This is a genomic window from Bradyrhizobium sp. MI1.4 (assembly GCF_055811315.1).
On the sequence record NZ_JBVVPP010000005.1, the window covers coordinates 245013 to 261903 of the forward strand.

Sequence of the window (16891 nt, forward strand, 5' to 3'; positions counted from 1 at the left end):
CCCCCCCCCCGGCGCGGGGCGGGGGGTGGGGGGGGCGGGTGGGGGTGTTTTGTTTGGGGGGGGGCCCCCCCCCCCCCCACCCCCCCCCCGCCGCGGCCCCCCCCCCCCCCCCCACACCGGAGTTCAGAACGACCCCAGCGCCACCGGGCGGAACGCTTGCAACAGCTGCTGGTCCAGCTTGCCGCCCATGCCTTCCATCATCGCAAACGCGCGCGAGTGGGTGAAAGGCATGCGATAGGCGCGCTTCTCCACGAGTGCCGCGTAGATGTCGACGATGGTTGTGACCCGCACGATATCGCTGATCTGGTTCGACGAGAGATTGTTGGGATAGCCGGAGCCGTCGAGGAATTCGTGGTGATGCAGCACGACGTCCAGCATCTCCGGCGGGAAGCCGCCTTGAGCCGCGAGCGCGTCATAGCCGCGGCGCGGATGCTGGCGGACTTCAGCCATCTCCTCGTCGGTGAGCTTGCCGGGCTTGTCGAGCAGCGCGGAGGGAACGAAGGCCTTGCCGACATCGTGCAGCAGCGCGGCACGGGTCAGCCGGCGCTGGTCGTCCTCGCGCATGCCGAGGTGCTGGGCGAAGGAGACCGCAAATCCGGTCACGAACAGGCAATGCCGGTAGCTGCCGACATGGTGGCAGCCAACCGTGGTGAGCCACTCGCGCAGCGAGGAGTGCTTGATCGCCTTCAGGATCTTGCTCTCGGCGGCGATGACGTCGTCGAAGGTCAAGGGCACGCCGAGCGGCAGCTTCTCGAACATCTTCTTCAGCACCGCATGCGCGGCCTCGACGCCGCGATTGAGCGTCTTGCCGCGATCGGTGGCGTCATAGACGGCGGTGTCGGGGAAGGCCGCACGGATGCGCTGCAGGATGTCCTCGGGCTGAAGCGGCCGCGAGATGGTGTCGGTGGCGCCCAGCGCCCAGGCCTGCATGGTGCCGTGATGCAGAGCGTCCGCAAGCACGAACAGACGAGGCATGGCGCGATAGGCGTCGCCGCGCAGCTTGTTGCGCACCCGCTGCACGCTGTCGGGCGACCGCAGATTGATGTCGACCACGAGGCCGGAGAGATCGCGCGAGGGCTGCTCGGGGAGCTCCTGCGTCGTCACCGTTGCAACGTCGCCGACCGCCTTGAGGATGCTGGCGAGCTCGGTGCTCTCGTCGCTCCGGTCGGAGGCGAGCAGAAGCCGGCGTTTCGCGGCGGGTTTGGCTGAGGCGTTCATGGTTTCCCCAAGAGCACGGGCGTGTTTCGGGCAAAAGCCTAAGCCGGATCAGGTTCTCCGGCCCTTAAGAGGCGTGCTCAATGGAACCCTGCGGAATCTGGGACAATTTTACGGAATTCGCGTCCCGGGCGGTTCCAATCAAAAACCTCGAAAACAACCCCATGCACAGTTAGAGATGTGCTTGCAAACACAGGGCTTTTTTAACGACGAATCCGCCGGGGGCTGCCCCCCGGCGGATCAGGTCAGGTCAACAATCGCAACCAGCCTTACGCCTTCATCGCGCCCTTCACGGCTTCGGCCGTGATCGGCAGGCCCCGGACGCGGGCGCCCGAGGCGTTGAAGATGGCATTGCCGATCGCGGGTGCGATCACCGTCACCGCGGGTTCGCCGACACCAGTGGCCTTTTCGCCATTGGCGATCACGGCGATCGCGACCTCCGGCACCTGGCTCATGCGCAAGGGCGTGTAGCTGTCGAAGTTGGTCTGTTCGATGCCACCGTCCTTCAGCGTCGCCTTTTCGTACATCGCCAGCGACAGGCCCCACAGCGCCGCACCCTCGACCTGGGCGCGGATGTTGTCGGGATGCACCTGCGTGCCGACGTCGGTGGCCACCGTGAGCTTCTTCACGGTCACCTCGCCCGAGGGCGCAACGGCGACATGGGCGACGCAGGCCGTCCAGCTCGCGGTCGCGCGTTCCTGCGAGGAGACGCAGGCCACGCCCATGCCCTCACCTTTCGGCAGCTTCCTGCTGCCGTAGCCGGCAAGGCCCATCGCGGCGAGCAGCGTGTTGCGCAGCCGCTGCGCGCCGCCGTCGTTCTTTCCGGCGCCGTCGAGCAGCGAGATGCGGAACTGCGCGGGGTCCTTGCCCGCCGCCGCCGCGATCTCGTCGATCATGCTCTCGACCGCCCAGAAGGTCCAACCCGGCGCGACCGAGCGGAGCTGGCCGGACGGCGTGGCGTTGTGCGCCATCTCGTTCTTGATCGCGCGCACATGATGGTTGGGCACGGTGTAGAAGAAGTCGGCCCCGTTCACCGTGAAGGAGTCGAGCGGACCCTTCTTGTCCACCGACGGCGTCAGGAAATCAGGGATTCCCCAGCGCGCCGTTGGCCACGCCGAAACCACGTCGTGGCTGAGCGCGACGAGCTTACCGTCGCCGTCCACGCCCGCCTTTACTTTTTGATAGGTGAGCGGACGCGAGAAATCCATCGTCATGTCGTTCTCGCGCGTGTAGATCACCTTTACCGGCTTGCCGATGGCCTTCGCCGCCTGCACCGCCGGAATCATCATGTCGGCATCGAGCCTGCGGCCAAAGCCGCCGCCGAGCCACATCTGATGCATGACCACGAACTTCGGATCGATCCCGGCCGCACCCGCCGCGATCGCGCCGGAGCGCGTTGCGAACTGGTTGCCGGAATAGATGTGCAGGATCTCGCCCTTGAACTCCGCAGTGGCGTTCATCGGCTCCATCGGCGCATGGATATTGATGCTGGTGGTGTACTCCGCCTCCAGCACCTTGGCCGCCGTGCCGAACGCCGCCGCGGGATCGCCGTCCTTGACGAAGAACTGGCCGGAATCCTCCTGCTTCTGAAGCCGCATGGCCTCGTCGAGCAGCGACTGGGTCGACACCTTCGCGTTTGGACCGCCGTCATAGGCGATCTTGAGCGCCTGCGCCGCCTTCTTGGCGTTGGCATAGGTGCCGGCGACCGCGACGACCCAGCCCGAGGTCGTTCCGGTCTTGTCGTCGAGGGTGACGGCCTTGATGAAGCCCGGCACTTTCTTGGCGGCACTGTCGTCGACCGATTTCACCGTGGCGCCGAAGCGCACGGGCGGCGTCACGACCGCGCCATAGGCCATGCCTGGCAGCATCACGTCGATGCCGTATTTGGCCGTGCCGTTGGTCTTGGAGGGAATGTCGAGCTGCGGCACCGACACGCCGATCATGGTGTATTGATCCGGCGTCTTCAGCTTGATCGCCTTCAGCTCGTCCGGCGTGAAGGTTTTTGTCGCCTTGCCGCTCTTGACGACATCGGCGAAGGACATCGCCTTCTTCGACTTCGGGTGCGAGATCATGGAATCGCGCACCACGAGCTCCGACGCCGGCACGCCCATCGCGGCGGCCGCGCCTTCTGTCAACGCCATCCGCCCGGCAGCGCCGGCGCGGCTCATGGCCTCGAAGTTCATCATGGTCGACCAGCTGCCGCCGGTGATCTGAGCGCCCAACACGGGATCGTTGAACTTCGGATCGTTGGAGGCAAGCTGTACGCGCATGTCGCTCCACTTCGCGCCCAGCTCTTCGGCCACGATCTGCGCCATGGTGGAGGCGATGTGCTGGCCCATGTCGGCCTTGCCGCAGGTGACGGTGACGAGACCATCGGGCGCGATCGCGTACCAAACGCTCGGCTCGAAGTTCGAAGGCGCCGCAAGCGCCTCACCGATGCCGGGCACGCCGGCATAGCCGAGCACGAGGCCGGTGGCCGCTGTGCCGACCAGGAAGGAGCGGCGGCTGAGATCGGTCGCCTCGGGCGCAACGTTGTTCACGTGCTTGTTCATGTGGGCCTCCGCTCGTTGCCGGAGGCGGATGCGGTGCGCATCTCGGTTGCGGCGCGCATGATTGCCTTCTGGATCCGCGAATAGGTCATGCAACGGCAAAGATTGCCGTCCATATGCGCCACGACCTCTTCCTTGGTCGGGTTGGGATTCTTCGCCAGCAGCGAGGCCGCCTGCATGATCTGACCGGACTGACAGTAGCCGCATTGCGGCACCTGTTCGGCGATCCATGCCTTCTGCAAGGGATGGTCGCCCTTGGCGGCGAGGCCTTCGATGGTGGTGATCTTCTTGCCGGCGACATCGCCGACCATGGTCTGGCACGAACGCACGGCTTCACCGTTGACGTGCACGGTGCAGGCCCCGCACAGGCCGGCACCGCAGCCGAATTTGGTGCCGGTCATCTGCAATTGCTCGCGGATCGCCCAGAGGAGCGGCGTGTCGTTCGCCGCATCCACGGACAGACTCCGCCCGTTGATGGTGAGAGTTGGCATAGGCGTCTTCCCCTGCCGGTGCATGAAGCCGCTTACGGCGGCAACTTGAGTAGCGGACGCCCACCGGGCCGGCGCCAGCCTTGATCGCAAGAATGATCGCGTTCAGGCGCGGAGGCAAATGCAATTTGGAATCGATCGAAACAAACGAGGCGCGCGCATCTTGTGCGTTGCGAGAACAGCGGTGATGCAGCGGCTGAACGCAACAGAGTGCACGCCAAGCAGGCAGGCCATCGCATTCAGGCAGTTTCCTCCGAGTAACCCGGCGCGTTAGGATGGGGGAAGACAAGATAATAAGGTGGATGCAATGCCTAAGATCGATCGGGACGGCGTCGGAATCCATTACGAGGTTCATGGCGAGGGCCCGCCGCTGCTGCTCACCCACGGCTACTCATCGACTTCGGCAATGTGGCATGGGCAGGTCGAGGCACTTGCCCGGGATCACAAGCTGATCTTGTGGGACATGCGCGGTCACGGCCAGTCCGACTATCCCGACGATCCCGCCGCTTACAGCGAAGCACTCACCGTCGGCGACATCGCCGCGATCCTCGATGTGGTCGGCACGGAGCGCGCCATCATTGGCGGGCTCTCGCTCGGCGGCTACATGTCGCTTGCGTTCGCTCGCGCGCATCCAAAGCGCGTCCGCGCGCTGCTGATCATCGACACCGGCCCCGGCTTCAAGAAGGACGATGCACGCGAGGCCTGGAATGCGCGCGCGCTCGCCACTGCCGACAAGTTCGACCGCGAAGGGCTCGACGTACTGAAGGCGGCGACGCGCGAGCGCGCCACCGCGAGCCATCGCGATGCCAGGGGATTGGCGCTCGCCGCACGCGGCATGCTGACCCAGCGCGATGCCAAGGTGATCGAGCTGCTGCCGGAGATCAAGGTGCCCAGCCTGATCGTAGTCGGCGCCGACGACACGCCGTTCCTAGCTGCCTCGGACTACATGGCTGCGAAAATTCCCGGCGCACAAAAGGCCGTGATCCCCGCCGCCGGACACGCCGTCAACATCGACCAGCCACAGGCTTTTGTTGACGCGGTGCTGCCTTTCCTGAAGAACTTGCCGGAATAGGTCGGACAGGAACAGTGGCGATGAAGCGAGCTATATTGGCTGCGGGCGCGGTGTTGCTGTCAGCATCCGCGCAAGCCGAGCAATTCGGCGGGACATTGCCCCGCCTGCCCTTCGTCGCGACCTTGTCGAACAACACGCCGCTCGCTTTCGGCATGGATGCCGACCAGACTGCGCGGGCGCTGGGGCAACCGCTGCAATATGTGCGGGGACGCCCCGGCAACGAGATCTATCTCGCCCTTCGCAACATCGGCGGCAGCAGACTGATCCCCACCCGTCACCGCCTGTTCCTGCAATTCCGCCACGGACGGCTGGCGGGCTGGAAGGAGGATTATGGCGAGAACTGGATGTGGGAGTGAGAGTGGCTTTTCATGACGCAGAGCAATCGTCTCTGCGCCATCATGCGTTGGAGCTGCCACATCGTCATGGCCGGGCTTGTCCCGGCCATCCACGATCTTTCCTACCGCACCAAGAACGTGGATGCCCGGGACATAGGCGAGCGGAAGCGACGCCGTCCTTCGGACGGCTACGCCCGGGCATGACGAGTTTGTGGAACGAGCGGAACCCGCAATCGAAGACTAACCAAAAGGACAACCCGCGTGGGACAGGACATCAAGCTGACGGCCTCCGACAATTTCCAGCTCAGTGCCTATCGCGCTGACCCCGCCGGCACGGCGAAGGGCGCGGTGGTGGTGATCCAGGAGATTTTTGGGGTCAACCATCACATCCGCTCGGTCTGCGATCGCCTCGCCGGGGAAGGCTATGTCGCGATCGCGCCGTCGATCTTCGACCGGACCTCGCCGGGCTTCCAGTCCGGCTACTCGCCCGACGAGATCGCGGAAGCGCGCAAGTTCGTCGCCAGTCCGGACTGGGACGCGATGCTGCGCGACACGCAGGCGGCGATCGATGCGGTGAAGAGCGTCGGCCCGGTCGGCATCATCGGCTTTTGCCTGGGCGGCAGCATCGCCTTCGCCGCGGCGACGCGGCTGTCGGGCCTGAAGGCCGCGATCGGCTATTACGGCGGCGCCGTCGTGCGCTATGCCGACGAGACACCAAAAGTTCCGACACAGCTGCACTTTGGCGAGAAGGATGCCGGCATTCCCCTGACCGACGTCGAGACCATCAAGACGAAGCGGCCGGACGTGGAGGTCTTCGTCTATCCGGGCGCGCAGCACGGCTTCCATTGCGACGAGCGGACGAGCTACGACAAGGCCAGCGCCGACATCGCCTGGCCGCGCAGCATGGAATTTTTCGCGAAGCATTTGAAATCGTAGCGCGCGCAGCTGTCTTCGCTGTCATTCCGGGCTCGCGCTTCGCGCGCCCCGGATGACGAGCAGGAATCGGGTGGCTGCATCCTGCTGCCCGGCGATAGAGCTGGCTGATCAAGCCAATTCGCGCCGGGAGATCATGATGCAGCAGGCCAATACGAACATCGTCATCCGCAATCCGTTCGGCACCATGGACGTGCCCGCGCCTGATGATCGCGACGTCATGGACTATGCCGCAACCGCCGCGCTTGCCGGCGATGCGGCTGACGTCAACGCGGCGGCATGGGCAATTATCGCGGCACAGTCAGACCCGCTCGACGGCATCTGGGCCAGCCGCTGGAATGGCGGCGCAGATCCGACCATTGCCGGCGATACGCCACAAGCCTGGAAAGAAGGACGCGCGGAGGTGCGGGTCACAGGCGAGCGCATCTTCCTGCGCTTCGACTGGGACCACGGCCGCCGGCACGGGCTGATCGATACGGCGCGTGATCGCGCGGGTCGCCTAATCGGGAAATATATCAACCTGACCAACCCGGCGATCACACGGCCATGGGTTGGACTGGTGGTCGACGCCACCAGGATCGGCGGATGTTTTCCGAACGGGCGTCTGGATTTCAGGCGGTGAGCTAGAGCTTCGGTTCTGATTGCATCAGAACCGAGGCTCTAGATTCTTTTCTGACGCGCTTTCTTTACGTGAACCGGCATCCACTTCGCTCAAAAACGCTCTAGAACCAGCGCTCGCCGACGAACACGGTGTCGCCGGGGCTCAAGGGGGTGCCGAGCGGCACCACGGCGCGCATGGCGCCGCCGGCTTCGGTGTGCGTGACGGTGACCACGTCGCGCTTGGCGCGGGGCGAGAAGCCGCCGGCGATCGCGACGGCGCTTTCGACCGTCATGTTCGGCACGTAAGGATACTGGCCGGGCGCAGAGACTTCGCCGAGAATGAAGAACGGACGATAGGCCTCGATCTCGACGGCGACCGAGGGCTCGCGGATGTAGCCGTTGCGCAGCCTTGCGGCGATCTCGCCGGCAAGACCCGCGGGGGTGCGGCCGCGTGCCGGCACGCCGCCGATCAGCGGCATGGTGATGGAGCCGCCGGCGTCGATTGCGTAGCTGTTGGTGAGACCTTCCTGGCCGTAGACAACCACGCGCAGCCTGTCGCCGGCGTCGAGATGGTAGGAGGAATCGTAGCGGACCGGCGCCGCCATCGGCGCGGCATAACCGACCGGCATGGGCGCAGGCGAGGCAAAGGAATTGCTGAGTGCTGCGATGGCACCGCCGCCACTGCCGACGACGACGGGCTGCGGCGCGTTGTACGGCTGGCCATAGGCCATCGAATCGAGATCGGCGCGCGGCTGCACATAGGCGACGGGACCAGCGGTTTGCATGCAGCCGCCAAGGGTCAGCGCGGCGGACGCTGCCAGGGATGCTGCCGAGATCGACCATCGAAACGCGCGTGCAACCGGCACCGGACTTATCCCTCGAAACGAGACAGATCCAGTGATGCACCGGTTATGGTTAATAAAGCGTTGAGGGGGGGCGGGTGGCTCGGCAATGGTACCAAACACTCCGTCATGCCCGGGCTCTTCCCGGGCATCCACGTTCTTGGTGCCGCACGAAATATCGTGGATGGCCGGGACAAGCCCGGCCATGACGAGGGACCAGCTTACGCGCTCACACCGACGCCGATCGGGCAGGACACGCCGGTGCCGCCCAGGCCGCAATAGCCGCCGGGATTCTTGGCCAGATATTGCTGATGATAGTCCTCGGCAAAGTAGAATTCGCCGGCGGGTGCGATCTCGGTGGTGATGGTGCCGAGGCCTTTTGCAGCAAGCGCCTTCTGATAGAGCGCCTTCGATTGATCGGCCGCTTTCTTCTGCGCGTCTGAATAGGTGTAGATCGCGCTCCGGTACTGCGTGCCGACGTCGTTGCCCTGACGCATGCCCTGCGTCGGGTTGTGGCTCTCCCAGAACGTCTTCAATAGCTTCTCGTACGACATCTTGTTCGGATCGAACACGACCAGCACCACTTCGGTGTGACCGGTGCGGCCCGAGCAGGTCTCTTCATAGGTCGGGTTCGGCGTGTGGCCGCCGGCATAGCCGACAGCAGTCGTGTAAACGCCGTCGCCGAGCTCCCAAAACTTGCGCTCGGCGCCCCAGAAGCAGCCGAGCCCGAACACCGCCTGCTCGAGACCGGCGGGATAAGGCGGCTGCAACTTCGCGCCGTTGACGAAATGGGTGGTCGCGGTCGGAATGGCTTGCGCACGGCCCGGCAGCGCTTCCGCGGCACTCGGCAATGCGGTGGTCTTGCGCATGAACAGCATGGACGGATCTCCGAACGAGCCGTGCATCGCCTGGGCTAATTACTCAGGCGGCGTGCTCGCGATCAGGTGGGAATATAGGTCTTTACGCACGGAGCGGCAGCCCTGTTACAGCGCCGCATGCTCGAAAGCTCAATCCCGGGAATAGCCGATCAACGGCTTGCGCGGGCGGAACAGGATCATCAGGAGGATGCCGAGAATGCCGAGGACGGCGAAAACCGGCTGATCCAGCACCAGGCGGATCACCGAGGTCCACAGCCAGGGCGCCTTGGCCTCAACCCAGGTCCGGAATGCCGTCTGGCTGGCCTGATTGATGTCGTTCCAGAACTGGCCGAAGCGGGTGAACCGCAGGGTCTGGTCGGCCACCCAGCGGGCGCCATCATAGACCATGAAGATGAACCCGCCGGCGAGCAGCAACAGCCCAATCAGTCGGAAAAAGCCGCGGATCATGCCTCACCCTATATAGTCGTCCGATCGGACGACCCTCGGAACGCCGCCAGCCATTACAAGGGCGACGGCAGAAATTCAACCTCTTCAGGGCGTTACGGCACTCATCCCGGCTCTGAGGGGCTGCTTTTGCAGCCCGGGAAAGCGTTGACGGTGCCGAAGACCCTCTCTATAAGGGCGCCAACTGGCGGCGGGCGCAATCCTGCCGCCGCTGTTCTTTGAGCAGATGCAGGCTCTTTGGGCTTAGAGGCTCCTTGGGCCTCAGAGGCAGCCGCAAGGCCGTCGCTCATGTTCCGGGAACAGCCTAGCAACCGAACACCCTAATTCCGAGCGTCGATTACGCGGTCAAGCAAAGCCGGCGCTACCCGACCAAGACGCGACCGGTACCCGCAAAGGACATTGAGACCATGGCCAATACCACTTCCGCCAAGAAAGCGACGCGCAAGATCGCCCGCCGCACCGCCGTCAACAAGTCGCGCCGCACCCAGATGCGCGGTGCCGTGCGTAACGTCGAAGAAGCGATCAAGACCGGCGACCGCGCCGCTGCCGTGACGGCGCTGGCGAATGCCGAGCCCGCCTTGATGCGCGCCGCGCAGCGAAACATCATTCACAAGAACAATGCCAGCCGCAAAGTCTCGCGGCTCACCGCGCAGATCGCCAAGCTCGCCAAGTAAACTCGCGAGCGTTCTGGCACGCCGTCCGATCGAGTCGTTCGATCGGGCGATCACATCGCACATCACACGCGTCAAATAGCCCGGCCTCACGCCGGGCTTTTTTGTTGCCCGTCATATTCACGCAAGCAGTCACGCGTCGAACGACCTTCGATCGGAGGATTGCGGCGCTTGCACCATGACGCGTCCGTAGTTTTACCTGCGAATGGTTTTGCAACAGCGGAAACTTGCACCGCGGTGCAAAAAGCCCCTGCGAGGCGGGCGCAAGTTGAATTCGCGGGCTTGCGAGTTCTGCACACCGTAGTTTCCCCGGATCGCGTCACGCGATGGAGTTACCCTGTGAAACGAGACTCAAAAAACGATGGCTCACTAACAACTTATCGACATAGTGAGGCCAAGCATTTGGAAAATTCACCCGCGCGTCGCGCGCGTGACGCTTTTGTAAAAAATTTTTGGCGGTGGCGGAGAATTGTCACATCGGACGCGGCATCTTCGATTCTGTGCACGAATCCAAAAACTTGCTCTGAAGCCTGTGCACAAGTGCCGCGTGGCGTTAACGCAGATCAAGATTTTTGATGCCTCAAGTGTGAATCAATTCCGTTGCGAGTCTTTCCGCATAGTGTATTCCTTAAGACGTCAGCGGCGCCCACGATCTTGAGACCAGCGCGGTATCGGAAACGGGGCGAGCGTGCAAATCGGCGGCGGTGTGCACGTAGGCGACGCTTCAACAAGCGATTGTCGGATCAAAACCCACAGCAATGTGGGAACGGTAGCTCTTTGTCTGAATGTCTCCAAGCGGGATCTTTCTCTCGCGCTTAAGAGACATCTTGAAAGCTGCCCCGACAGGCATGATGGCGAAGCCTAGCGGACGACGAGTACACGGGCAGGCATCCGACTACGAAGCGGGTGTCGTTTGGACACGCAGGACCTTGTCGTGAGCAATCACGGCAGGACGGGGAGGTATCATGTCTTACGAACTCAACGCGGTATTGAAACACATTTCGACTTCCAGCATTTCGACTTCCAGCGATGCCGTTTTAGATCCGTCGGACATCAAGCCTCCCGCGTGTAACGGAGCGCCGAGTACGCGCTGACCTCGCGACCCCTCCATCTCTAGACATTGCTGATCGGACGCGGCGTTTCCGCCGAACGGTCGAGCCATGCCTGCAGGTGAAATCGCTTGAGGTCCCGCCATCGCAAATATCCCTGAGCAGGTATCCCTGGCAGGAACTCAGCATGGCGCTCACCACGCAACCTTATCTCTCAAGAAAAGTTCTCAAATGATGACAACCCCGGAACAGGATCGCTGGTCACGCGTGAAGAGTCGGCTGCGCTCGAACGTAGGCGAGGACGTCTATACGAGCTGGTTCGCGCGCATGGATCTGGAAGGCGTCCAGGACGAGAGCGTGCGTCTGTCGGTGCCAACCCGCTTCCTGAAGAGCTGGATCCAGGCCCATTATGCCGAGCGCGTGCTGTCGTGCTGGCAGGCCGAGATGCCGGAAGTGCATCGCATCGATCTCACCGTGCGCTCGGCCGTGCGCCCCGTGGTGCAGCAGAAGGAAGCGCCCGCGCCGGTCGAAACGCGCCGCTCGCCTGCGCCGGAGCTGCGCTCGACCGCGACCGCGCCGGTCTCGGCCAATCATGATGCACTCGGCGGCTCGCCGCTCGATCCGCGCCTGACGTTTGCGAGCTTCGTCGTCGGCCGTTCCAACACGCTGGCGCATGCGGCTGCGCGTCAGGTCGCCGAGGGTCGTCGCGGCGATCCCGTCATGTTCAATCCGCTCTACATCCATGCGGGTGTCGGCCTCGGCAAGACGCATCTCTTGCAGGCGGTGACCTGGGCCGGCAATTCCGGCAACGAGCGCAAGGTGCTTTATCTCACCGCCGAGAAATTCATGTACGGCTTCGTCGCCGCGCTGAAGACGCAGACGGCGCTCGCCTTCAAGGAAGCGTTGCGCGGCATCGACGTGCTCGTGATCGACGATCTCCAGTTCCTGCAGGGCAAGTCGACCCAGGCCGAGTTCTGCCACACGCTGAACGCGCTGATCGATGCCGGCCGCCAGGTCGTGATCGCGGCCGACCGTCCGCCGTCCGACCTCGAAAGCCTCGACGACCGCGTGCGCTCGCGGCTGGCCGGCGGCCTCGTGGTCGAGATGGCCTCGCTCGGCGAGGAGCTGCGGCACGGTATTCTCAAGTCGCGCGTCGCAGCCGCCCGCGCTCATCATGCGACCTTCGAGGTGCCGGAGGAGGTGCTGACCTATCTGGCCCGCGCCATCACCCATAACGGCCGGGATCTCGAAGGCGCGATCAACCGCCTGCTCGCGCATTCGAAGCTCAACAATCGGCCGGTGACGCTGGAGATGGCGGAGCACGAGGTGCGCGACCTGATCCGGCCGCAGGAACCGAAGCGGATCAAGATCGAGGACATCCAGCGCGTGGTGGCACGGCAGTATAATGTCAGCCGCTCCGATCTCCTGTCCTCGCGCCGGACCGCCAACGTGGTCCGTCCGCGCCAGGTGGCGATGTATCTCGCCAAGACGCTGACCTTGCGATCGCTTCCCGAGATCGGCCGCCGCTTCGGTGGGCGCGACCACACCACGGTGCTGCACGCCGTGCGCAAGATCGAGGCCCTGGTTTCCAAGGACACGGCGCTGTCGGACGAGGTCGAATCGCTCAAGCGCCAGCTTCAGGAATAAACGCCTATTTGCTTCTGCGCGGGTGCGACCACATCCAAGCTGCATCGGAGGTCGTCATGCCCGGGCCTGTCCCGGGCATCCACGTTCTTAGGACCGCGAACCCAGACGTGGATGGCCGGGACAAGCCCGGCCATGACGGGCGCAGAGACGTCCCTGGCCGGCGAGGCGTTCAGCGCGTTGCGGAAACATAGGTAAATCGTGGGGAACTGCCCGCAATCCCTTGAATCCGGGGGCCATCCGCGCCACCTTGCGCGACCCTGACGGCTTTGGTCATATCGGCTGGATGATCCGGCTTTCCGGGGTCTTCGGTGCCGTGGCGCGCGTCCCGCCGCCCGGCTTTTCCAGATTTGTGTTTCCTTGGGGATCGGGCGAGTAGTGCAATGAAGGTTACGGTCGAACGCGCGCAACTCCTGAAGTCGCTGGGCCACGTCCACCGCGTGGTCGAACGCCGCAACACGATTCCGATCCTCGGCAACGTGCTTGTTAGGGCCGAGAACGCGAAATTGTCGCTGAAGGCGACCGACCTCGACCTCGAGGTCACCGAAACGCTCGCGGCGGAAACCGCGACCGCGGGCTCGACCACCGTGCCGGCGCACATGTTCTACGACATCGTGCGCAAGCTGCCGGACGGTTCGCAGATCGTGCTCGAAGCCGACGGCGACCGCGCCGTGCTGGCGATCCGTGCCGGGCGCTCCCGCTTCACGCTGCAGACCCTGCCGGAAAACGATTTCCCGGATCTCGCCGCCGGCGACATGTCGCATTCGTTCAGCCTCGCCGCCAAGGACGTCAAGCGGCTGATCGATCGCACCCAGTTCGCGATCTCCACGGAGGAGACCCGCTATTATCTCAACGGCATCTATCTGCATGCCGCGGGCTCCGCCAAAGCCGCCACCCTGCGCGGCGTCGCCACCGACGGCCACCGCCTCGCCCAGCTCGACCTAGTGCAGCCCAAGGGCGCCGAGGGCATGCCCGGCGTGATCGTGCCGCGCAAGACGGTGGGCGAGGTGCAGCGCCTGATCGAGGACAACGAGGCCGAGGTCACGATCGAGCTGTCGCAGGCCAAGATCCGCTTCACCATCGGCAATGTAGTGCTGACCTCGAAGCTGATCGACGGCACCTTCCCCGATTACGGCCGCGTGATCCCGCAGGGCAACGACAAGGAACTCGTCGTCGACAAGAAGGATTTCGAGAACGCGGTCGATCGCGTCTCGACGATTTCCAGCGAGCGCGGGCGCGCCGTGAAACTCTCGCTGTCGCCGGGCAAGCTGGTGCTGTCGGTGACCAATCCGGATTCCGGCAGCGCGACCGAAGAGCTCGAAGTCGAATACGCCTCCGACGCCCTCGATATCGGCTTCAACTCCCGCTATCTGCTCGACATCGCCGCCCAGATCGAAGGCGACGTCGCAACGCTCCGGCTCGCCGACCCGGGCTCACCGACCCTGGTGCAAGACCGCGACGACAAGAGCGCGCTCTACGTGCTGATGCCGATGCGGGTGTGAGGGACGTGGTCCTCCTCTCGCGACACCTTTTATGCGGAGACAACCCCTCACCCGGCCTCGCTGCGCGAAGCCCCCCTCTCCCACAAGGGGAGAGGGTGAAGCTACAGCTTCGCCTGCCGAAACAAGCGCAATGCACGTTGCTGCGCCCTCTCCCCTTGTGGGAGAGGGCATCTCCACGGGCGGATACATACTCAGTCGGGTGAGGGGTTCGTGCCGCAGGAACCATCCCATCGGCCAGTCTCCAAACGTCTTCGCCAATTCGCGAAGAATATGCGGCACGAACCGGCGGATGCGGAAGCGGCAATGTGGCGCCTGCTCAGGCACCGGCAACTCTCCGCTTTCAAGTTTCGCCGGCAGGTCCCGTTCAACACCTACATTCTCGACTTCGTCTGCTTTGAGAAGCGCCTGGTGATCGAGATCGACGGCGGTCAGCACGGAGAATCACGACGCGATGCAGCGCGTGACGCAGCTCTCTCGCCGAAGGCTTTGTCATCGCGCGCTACTGGAACAACGACGTGCTCCAGCGACCCACTTCTGTATTGGAGGACATCCTTGCAAAGCTCGCCGAGCGGTAAGATACCCCTCACCCGTCGCCTCACTTTGTGCGGCGCCACCCTCTCCCACAAGGGGAGAGGGGAAGAATCGCGGCCACGACAAAGATCTGATGACCCCCTCCCGCATTCATCGCCTGACGCTGACGCATTTTCGTAATTACCGGGCGGCGGGGCTCGAGACGGCGGCCGACATGGTGGTCCTGGTCGGGCCGAACGGAGCGGGCAAGACCAATTGCATCGAGGCGATCTCGTTCCTGTCGCCGGGACGCGGCCTGCGGCGCGCGACGCTGGACGACGTCGCCGACAACCAGGGCGACGGCTCCTGGGCGGTGTCGGCACAGGTCGAGGGCGCGCTGGGCCTTGCCACGCTCGGCACCGGCATCGATCCGCCGCGCGCAGATAGCCCGGTGAGCCGGCGCTGCCGCATCGACCGCGAACCGGTCAATTCGGCGGCGGCGTTCGGCGACCACATCCGCATGGTATGGCTAACGCCGGCGATGGACGGGCTGTTCATGGGAGCGGCGTCCGAGCGGCGGCGCTTCTTCGACCGCCTGGTGCTCGCCATCGACAGCGACCATTCCAGCCGCATCTCCGCGCTCGAACGTTCGCTGCGTTCGCGCAACCGACTGCTCGAGACGCGCAATTACGACGACCATTGGTGTGACGCGATCGAGCGTGAGACCGCGGAGCTTGCGGTCGCGGTCGCCGCAACGCGCGGCCAGACCGCGGCGCGTCTGACCGGCATGCTGAACGCTCGCGCGCAGGCCTCCGCCTTCCCTTCGGCGCAGATCGCGCTCGACGGCTGGATGGAGAACGCGCTGCTGACGGAGACCGCGACGTCGGTCGAGGACCGCTACCGCCAGATCCTGCGCGACAACCGTCCGCGTGACGCCATCGCCGGCCGTACCACGGATGGTCCGCATCTCACCGATCTGCAGGTGATCTACGCGCCGAAGAGCATGCCGGCGCGCGATGCCTCGACCGGCGAGCAGAAGGCGTTGCTGATCGGGCTGGTGCTGGCGCATGCGAGCCTGGTCGCCGAGATGACCGGCATCGTGCCGCTGCTGCTGCTCGACGAGGTCGTCGCGCATCTGGATCCCGGCAGGCGCGCGGCGCTGTTCGACGAGCTGCGCAAGCTCGGCGCGCAGGTGTGGTTGACCGGCGCAGACCCTGCCGCCTTCGCCGAGATCGGCGCCGGGGGCGAGATCTTTGACGTCGAAAGCGGACAGGTATCGGCCCGGCGCTAGTCGCCGCCGTTGAACCGGCCCCATTTCTGCCGCGACTAGTTGCCGGAGGCCGCGCCGACGGCGTCGCAGCCGTTTTGCAATCGCGCAATGACATGCCGCGCGAGACCCCTGGAGAGTGAGATGCGGACGGCAAGGTCCGGGGCGCAAGCTCCGGCACGATGGCGGGCGTTTGCGTGCGGCCTCGTCCTGCTCGCGATCTGCATGCTCGCTGCAAGCGCCGGCGCCGGGATGCCGCATCTCGCGGCGCTGTTTTCCGCCGATCTCACGCCGGATCCCGATGCCAGGCTGCTCGCACCGACCCGCTACAGCTTTCGAGGAATCCACACCACCCTGATGCGGGGCGTCGAAGCGCCGCTTCGGGTCAAGCTCGAAGCCACCGTGCCCGCCGAACTCGGCGACGTCCTAGCCTTCTACCGCAGGGAGCTCGGAAAGCTCGGGTGGCAGGAGCAGCACGATGGCGCCGTCGTCTCCGCCGATCACGTCCAGCTCGCGTTCGCATCTCCGCTCGGTCCGGCGATGCTGGAGCTCGGCCGCAAGGGCAGCAGCACCTTGGTTCATCTCGTGCAGAAGAACTCGGATACTGCAACCCGGGCGAACGTCATGCCCGAGCCGGGCCAGGCGAAGCTGGTGTTCAGCAACATCGGCGAGACGGAAGCCGTGCTCGGGATCAACGCGCAGATCATCAAGCGCTCCGCCGGCGCTAACGCCGTCTCGCTGGATCTGGCGCCCGGCAGATATTCCTACGAACTGGGCGTGCCCGGCCGTCCGGCCCACAGCAACATCCTCACCGTCGCGGCCGGCGACGCCTGGGAGCTCACCGTCGGGCGCGACGGCGAGGCATGGTCGCCGCTCCAGCTGTATTGAGCCG

At 64.6% G+C, this 16891-nt stretch carries 16 protein-coding genes and 1 pseudogene; 11 read left to right on the forward strand and 6 right to left on the reverse strand.

The features are described from left to right. Positions 1-123 precede the first annotated feature (123 nt). The 3 genes from AC0L23_RS08555 to AC0L23_RS08565 all read right to left on the reverse strand — a co-directional run bounded on the left by AC0L23_RS08555 (position 124) and on the right by AC0L23_RS08565 (position 4255). Positions 124-1218 carry an HD-GYP domain-containing protein gene (locus tag AC0L23_RS08555; RefSeq protein ID WP_085349734.1) on the reverse strand — a complete coding sequence of 365 codons (1095 nt, stop codon included), beginning with the start codon at positions 1216-1218 and terminating at the stop codon, positions 124-126. A gap of 266 nt (positions 1219-1484) precedes the next feature. Further along, positions 1485-3767, reverse strand: coding sequence for a xanthine dehydrogenase family protein molybdopterin-binding subunit (locus AC0L23_RS08560; RefSeq protein ID WP_085361992.1), 2283 nt, complete (start codon positions 3765-3767; stop codon positions 1485-1487). Continuing rightward, positions 3764-4255, reverse strand: coding sequence for a (2Fe-2S)-binding protein (locus tag AC0L23_RS08565; protein WP_007616069.1), 492 nt, complete (start codon positions 4253-4255; stop codon positions 3764-3766). The genes AC0L23_RS08560 and AC0L23_RS08565 overlap by 4 nt, the downstream gene beginning before the upstream one ends. A 304-nt stretch (positions 4256-4559) precedes the next feature. Between AC0L23_RS08565 and AC0L23_RS08570 the strand changes: the two genes are divergently transcribed. The 5 genes from AC0L23_RS08570 to AC0L23_RS08590 all read left to right on the forward strand — a co-directional run bounded on the left by AC0L23_RS08570 (position 4560) and on the right by AC0L23_RS08590 (position 7214). Continuing rightward, positions 4560-5324, forward strand: a complete 765-nt coding sequence (locus AC0L23_RS08570) for an alpha/beta fold hydrolase (protein WP_085361993.1) — start codon at positions 4560-4562, stop codon at positions 5322-5324. Between the two features lie 20 nt (positions 5325-5344). Then, entirely contained in the window at positions 5345-5680 is a 336-nt protein-coding gene (locus tag AC0L23_RS08575) for a hypothetical protein (protein WP_085349731.1), read from the forward strand. A 12-nt stretch (positions 5681-5692) separates the two neighbouring features. Next, positions 5693-5863, forward strand: coding sequence for a hypothetical protein (locus AC0L23_RS08580; RefSeq protein ID WP_158091539.1), 171 nt, complete (start codon positions 5693-5695; stop codon positions 5861-5863). Positions 5864-5920: 57 nt separating this feature from the next. Further along, positions 5921-6595 carry a dienelactone hydrolase family protein gene (locus AC0L23_RS08585; protein WP_085349730.1) on the forward strand — a complete coding sequence of 225 codons (675 nt, stop codon included), beginning with the start codon at positions 5921-5923 and terminating at the stop codon, positions 6593-6595. Positions 6596-6731: 136 nt separating this feature from the next. Then, complete coding sequence (locus AC0L23_RS08590; protein ID WP_473356813.1) at positions 6732-7214, forward strand: hypothetical protein; 483 nt, start codon at positions 6732-6734, stop codon at positions 7212-7214. 100 nt (positions 7215-7314) lie between these two features. Here the strand turns inward: AC0L23_RS08590 and AC0L23_RS08595 are convergent, their stop codons facing one another. The 3 genes from AC0L23_RS08595 to AC0L23_RS08605 form a co-directional block, all read right to left on the reverse strand. Further along, positions 7315-8058, reverse strand: coding sequence for a polysaccharide biosynthesis/export family protein (locus AC0L23_RS08595; protein ID WP_027514652.1), 744 nt, complete (start codon positions 8056-8058; stop codon positions 7315-7317). Between the two features lie 197 nt (positions 8059-8255). Next, positions 8256-8912, reverse strand: coding sequence for a peptide-methionine (S)-S-oxide reductase MsrA (gene msrA, locus AC0L23_RS08600; protein WP_085349729.1), 657 nt, complete (start codon positions 8910-8912; stop codon positions 8256-8258). 129 nt (positions 8913-9041) lie between these two features. Then, positions 9042-9359, reverse strand: coding sequence for a hypothetical protein (locus AC0L23_RS08605; RefSeq protein WP_007616084.1), 318 nt, complete (start codon positions 9357-9359; stop codon positions 9042-9044). A 404-nt stretch (positions 9360-9763) separates the two neighbouring features. Here AC0L23_RS08605 and rpsT point away from each other — a divergent pair, with 404 nt between their 5' ends. From rpsT to AC0L23_RS08635, 6 genes and pseudogenes are all read left to right on the forward strand, one after another. Continuing rightward, the gene (rpsT, locus tag AC0L23_RS08610) at positions 9764-10030 is read left to right on the forward strand and encodes a 30S ribosomal protein S20 (RefSeq protein ID WP_007598259.1); all 267 of its coding nucleotides are present in this window, start codon (positions 9764-9766) and stop codon (positions 10028-10030) included. 1280 nt (positions 10031-11310) lie between these two features. Next, positions 11311-12723 (forward strand): chromosomal replication initiator protein DnaA, encoded by a 1413-nt coding sequence (gene dnaA / locus AC0L23_RS08615; protein ID WP_026233035.1) that lies wholly within the window; start codon positions 11311-11313, stop codon positions 12721-12723. A gap of 380 nt (positions 12724-13103) precedes the next feature. Next, positions 13104-14222: a DNA polymerase III subunit beta gene (gene dnaN / locus AC0L23_RS08620; protein ID WP_007598262.1), complete on the forward strand. Its 1119-nt coding sequence runs from the start codon at positions 13104-13106 to the stop codon at positions 14220-14222. Between the two features lie 210 nt (positions 14223-14432). Further along, positions 14433-14797, forward strand: a pseudogene (locus AC0L23_RS08625) (endonuclease domain-containing protein). Between the two features lie 89 nt (positions 14798-14886). Beyond that, positions 14887-16023 (forward strand): DNA replication/repair protein RecF, encoded by a 1137-nt coding sequence (recF, locus tag AC0L23_RS08630; protein ID WP_085361994.1) that lies wholly within the window; start codon positions 14887-14889, stop codon positions 16021-16023. Between the two features lie 120 nt (positions 16024-16143). After that, complete coding sequence (locus tag AC0L23_RS08635) at positions 16144-16887, forward strand: hypothetical protein (RefSeq protein WP_085385545.1); 744 nt, start codon at positions 16144-16146, stop codon at positions 16885-16887. Positions 16888-16891 lie beyond the last annotated feature (4 nt).

Coding starts and splice junctions, on each gene's coding strand:
- AC0L23_RS08555 (WP_085349734.1), bottom strand. CDS start 1,218: ATGAACGCCTCAGCCAAACCCGCCGCGAAACGCCGGCTTCTGCTCGCC.
- AC0L23_RS08560 (WP_085361992.1), bottom strand. CDS start 3,767: ATGAACAAGCACGTGAACAACGTTGCGCCCGAGGCGACCGATCTCAGC.
- AC0L23_RS08565 (WP_007616069.1), bottom strand. CDS start 4,255: ATGCCAACTCTCACCATCAACGGGCGGAGTCTGTCCGTGGATGCGGCG.
- AC0L23_RS08570 (WP_085361993.1), top strand. CDS start 4,560: ATGCCTAAGATCGATCGGGACGGCGTCGGAATCCATTACGAGGTTCAT.
- AC0L23_RS08575 (WP_085349731.1), top strand. CDS start 5,345: ATGAAGCGAGCTATATTGGCTGCGGGCGCGGTGTTGCTGTCAGCATCC.
- AC0L23_RS08580 (WP_158091539.1), top strand. CDS start 5,693: ATGACGCAGAGCAATCGTCTCTGCGCCATCATGCGTTGGAGCTGCCAC.
- AC0L23_RS08590 (WP_473356813.1), top strand. CDS start 6,732: ATGCAGCAGGCCAATACGAACATCGTCATCCGCAATCCGTTCGGCACC.
- msrA (WP_085349729.1), bottom strand. CDS start 8,912: ATGCTGTTCATGCGCAAGACCACCGCATTGCCGAGTGCCGCGGAAGCG.
- AC0L23_RS08605 (WP_007616084.1), bottom strand. CDS start 9,359: ATGATCCGCGGCTTTTTCCGACTGATTGGGCTGTTGCTGCTCGCCGGC.
- rpsT (WP_007598259.1), top strand. CDS start 9,764: ATGGCCAATACCACTTCCGCCAAGAAAGCGACGCGCAAGATCGCCCGC.
- dnaA (WP_026233035.1), top strand. CDS start 11,311: ATGACAACCCCGGAACAGGATCGCTGGTCACGCGTGAAGAGTCGGCTG.
- dnaN (WP_007598262.1), top strand. CDS start 13,104: ATGAAGGTTACGGTCGAACGCGCGCAACTCCTGAAGTCGCTGGGCCAC.
- recF (WP_085361994.1), top strand. CDS start 14,887: ATGACCCCCTCCCGCATTCATCGCCTGACGCTGACGCATTTTCGTAAT.
- AC0L23_RS08635 (WP_085385545.1), top strand. CDS start 16,144: ATGCGGACGGCAAGGTCCGGGGCGCAAGCTCCGGCACGATGGCGGGCG.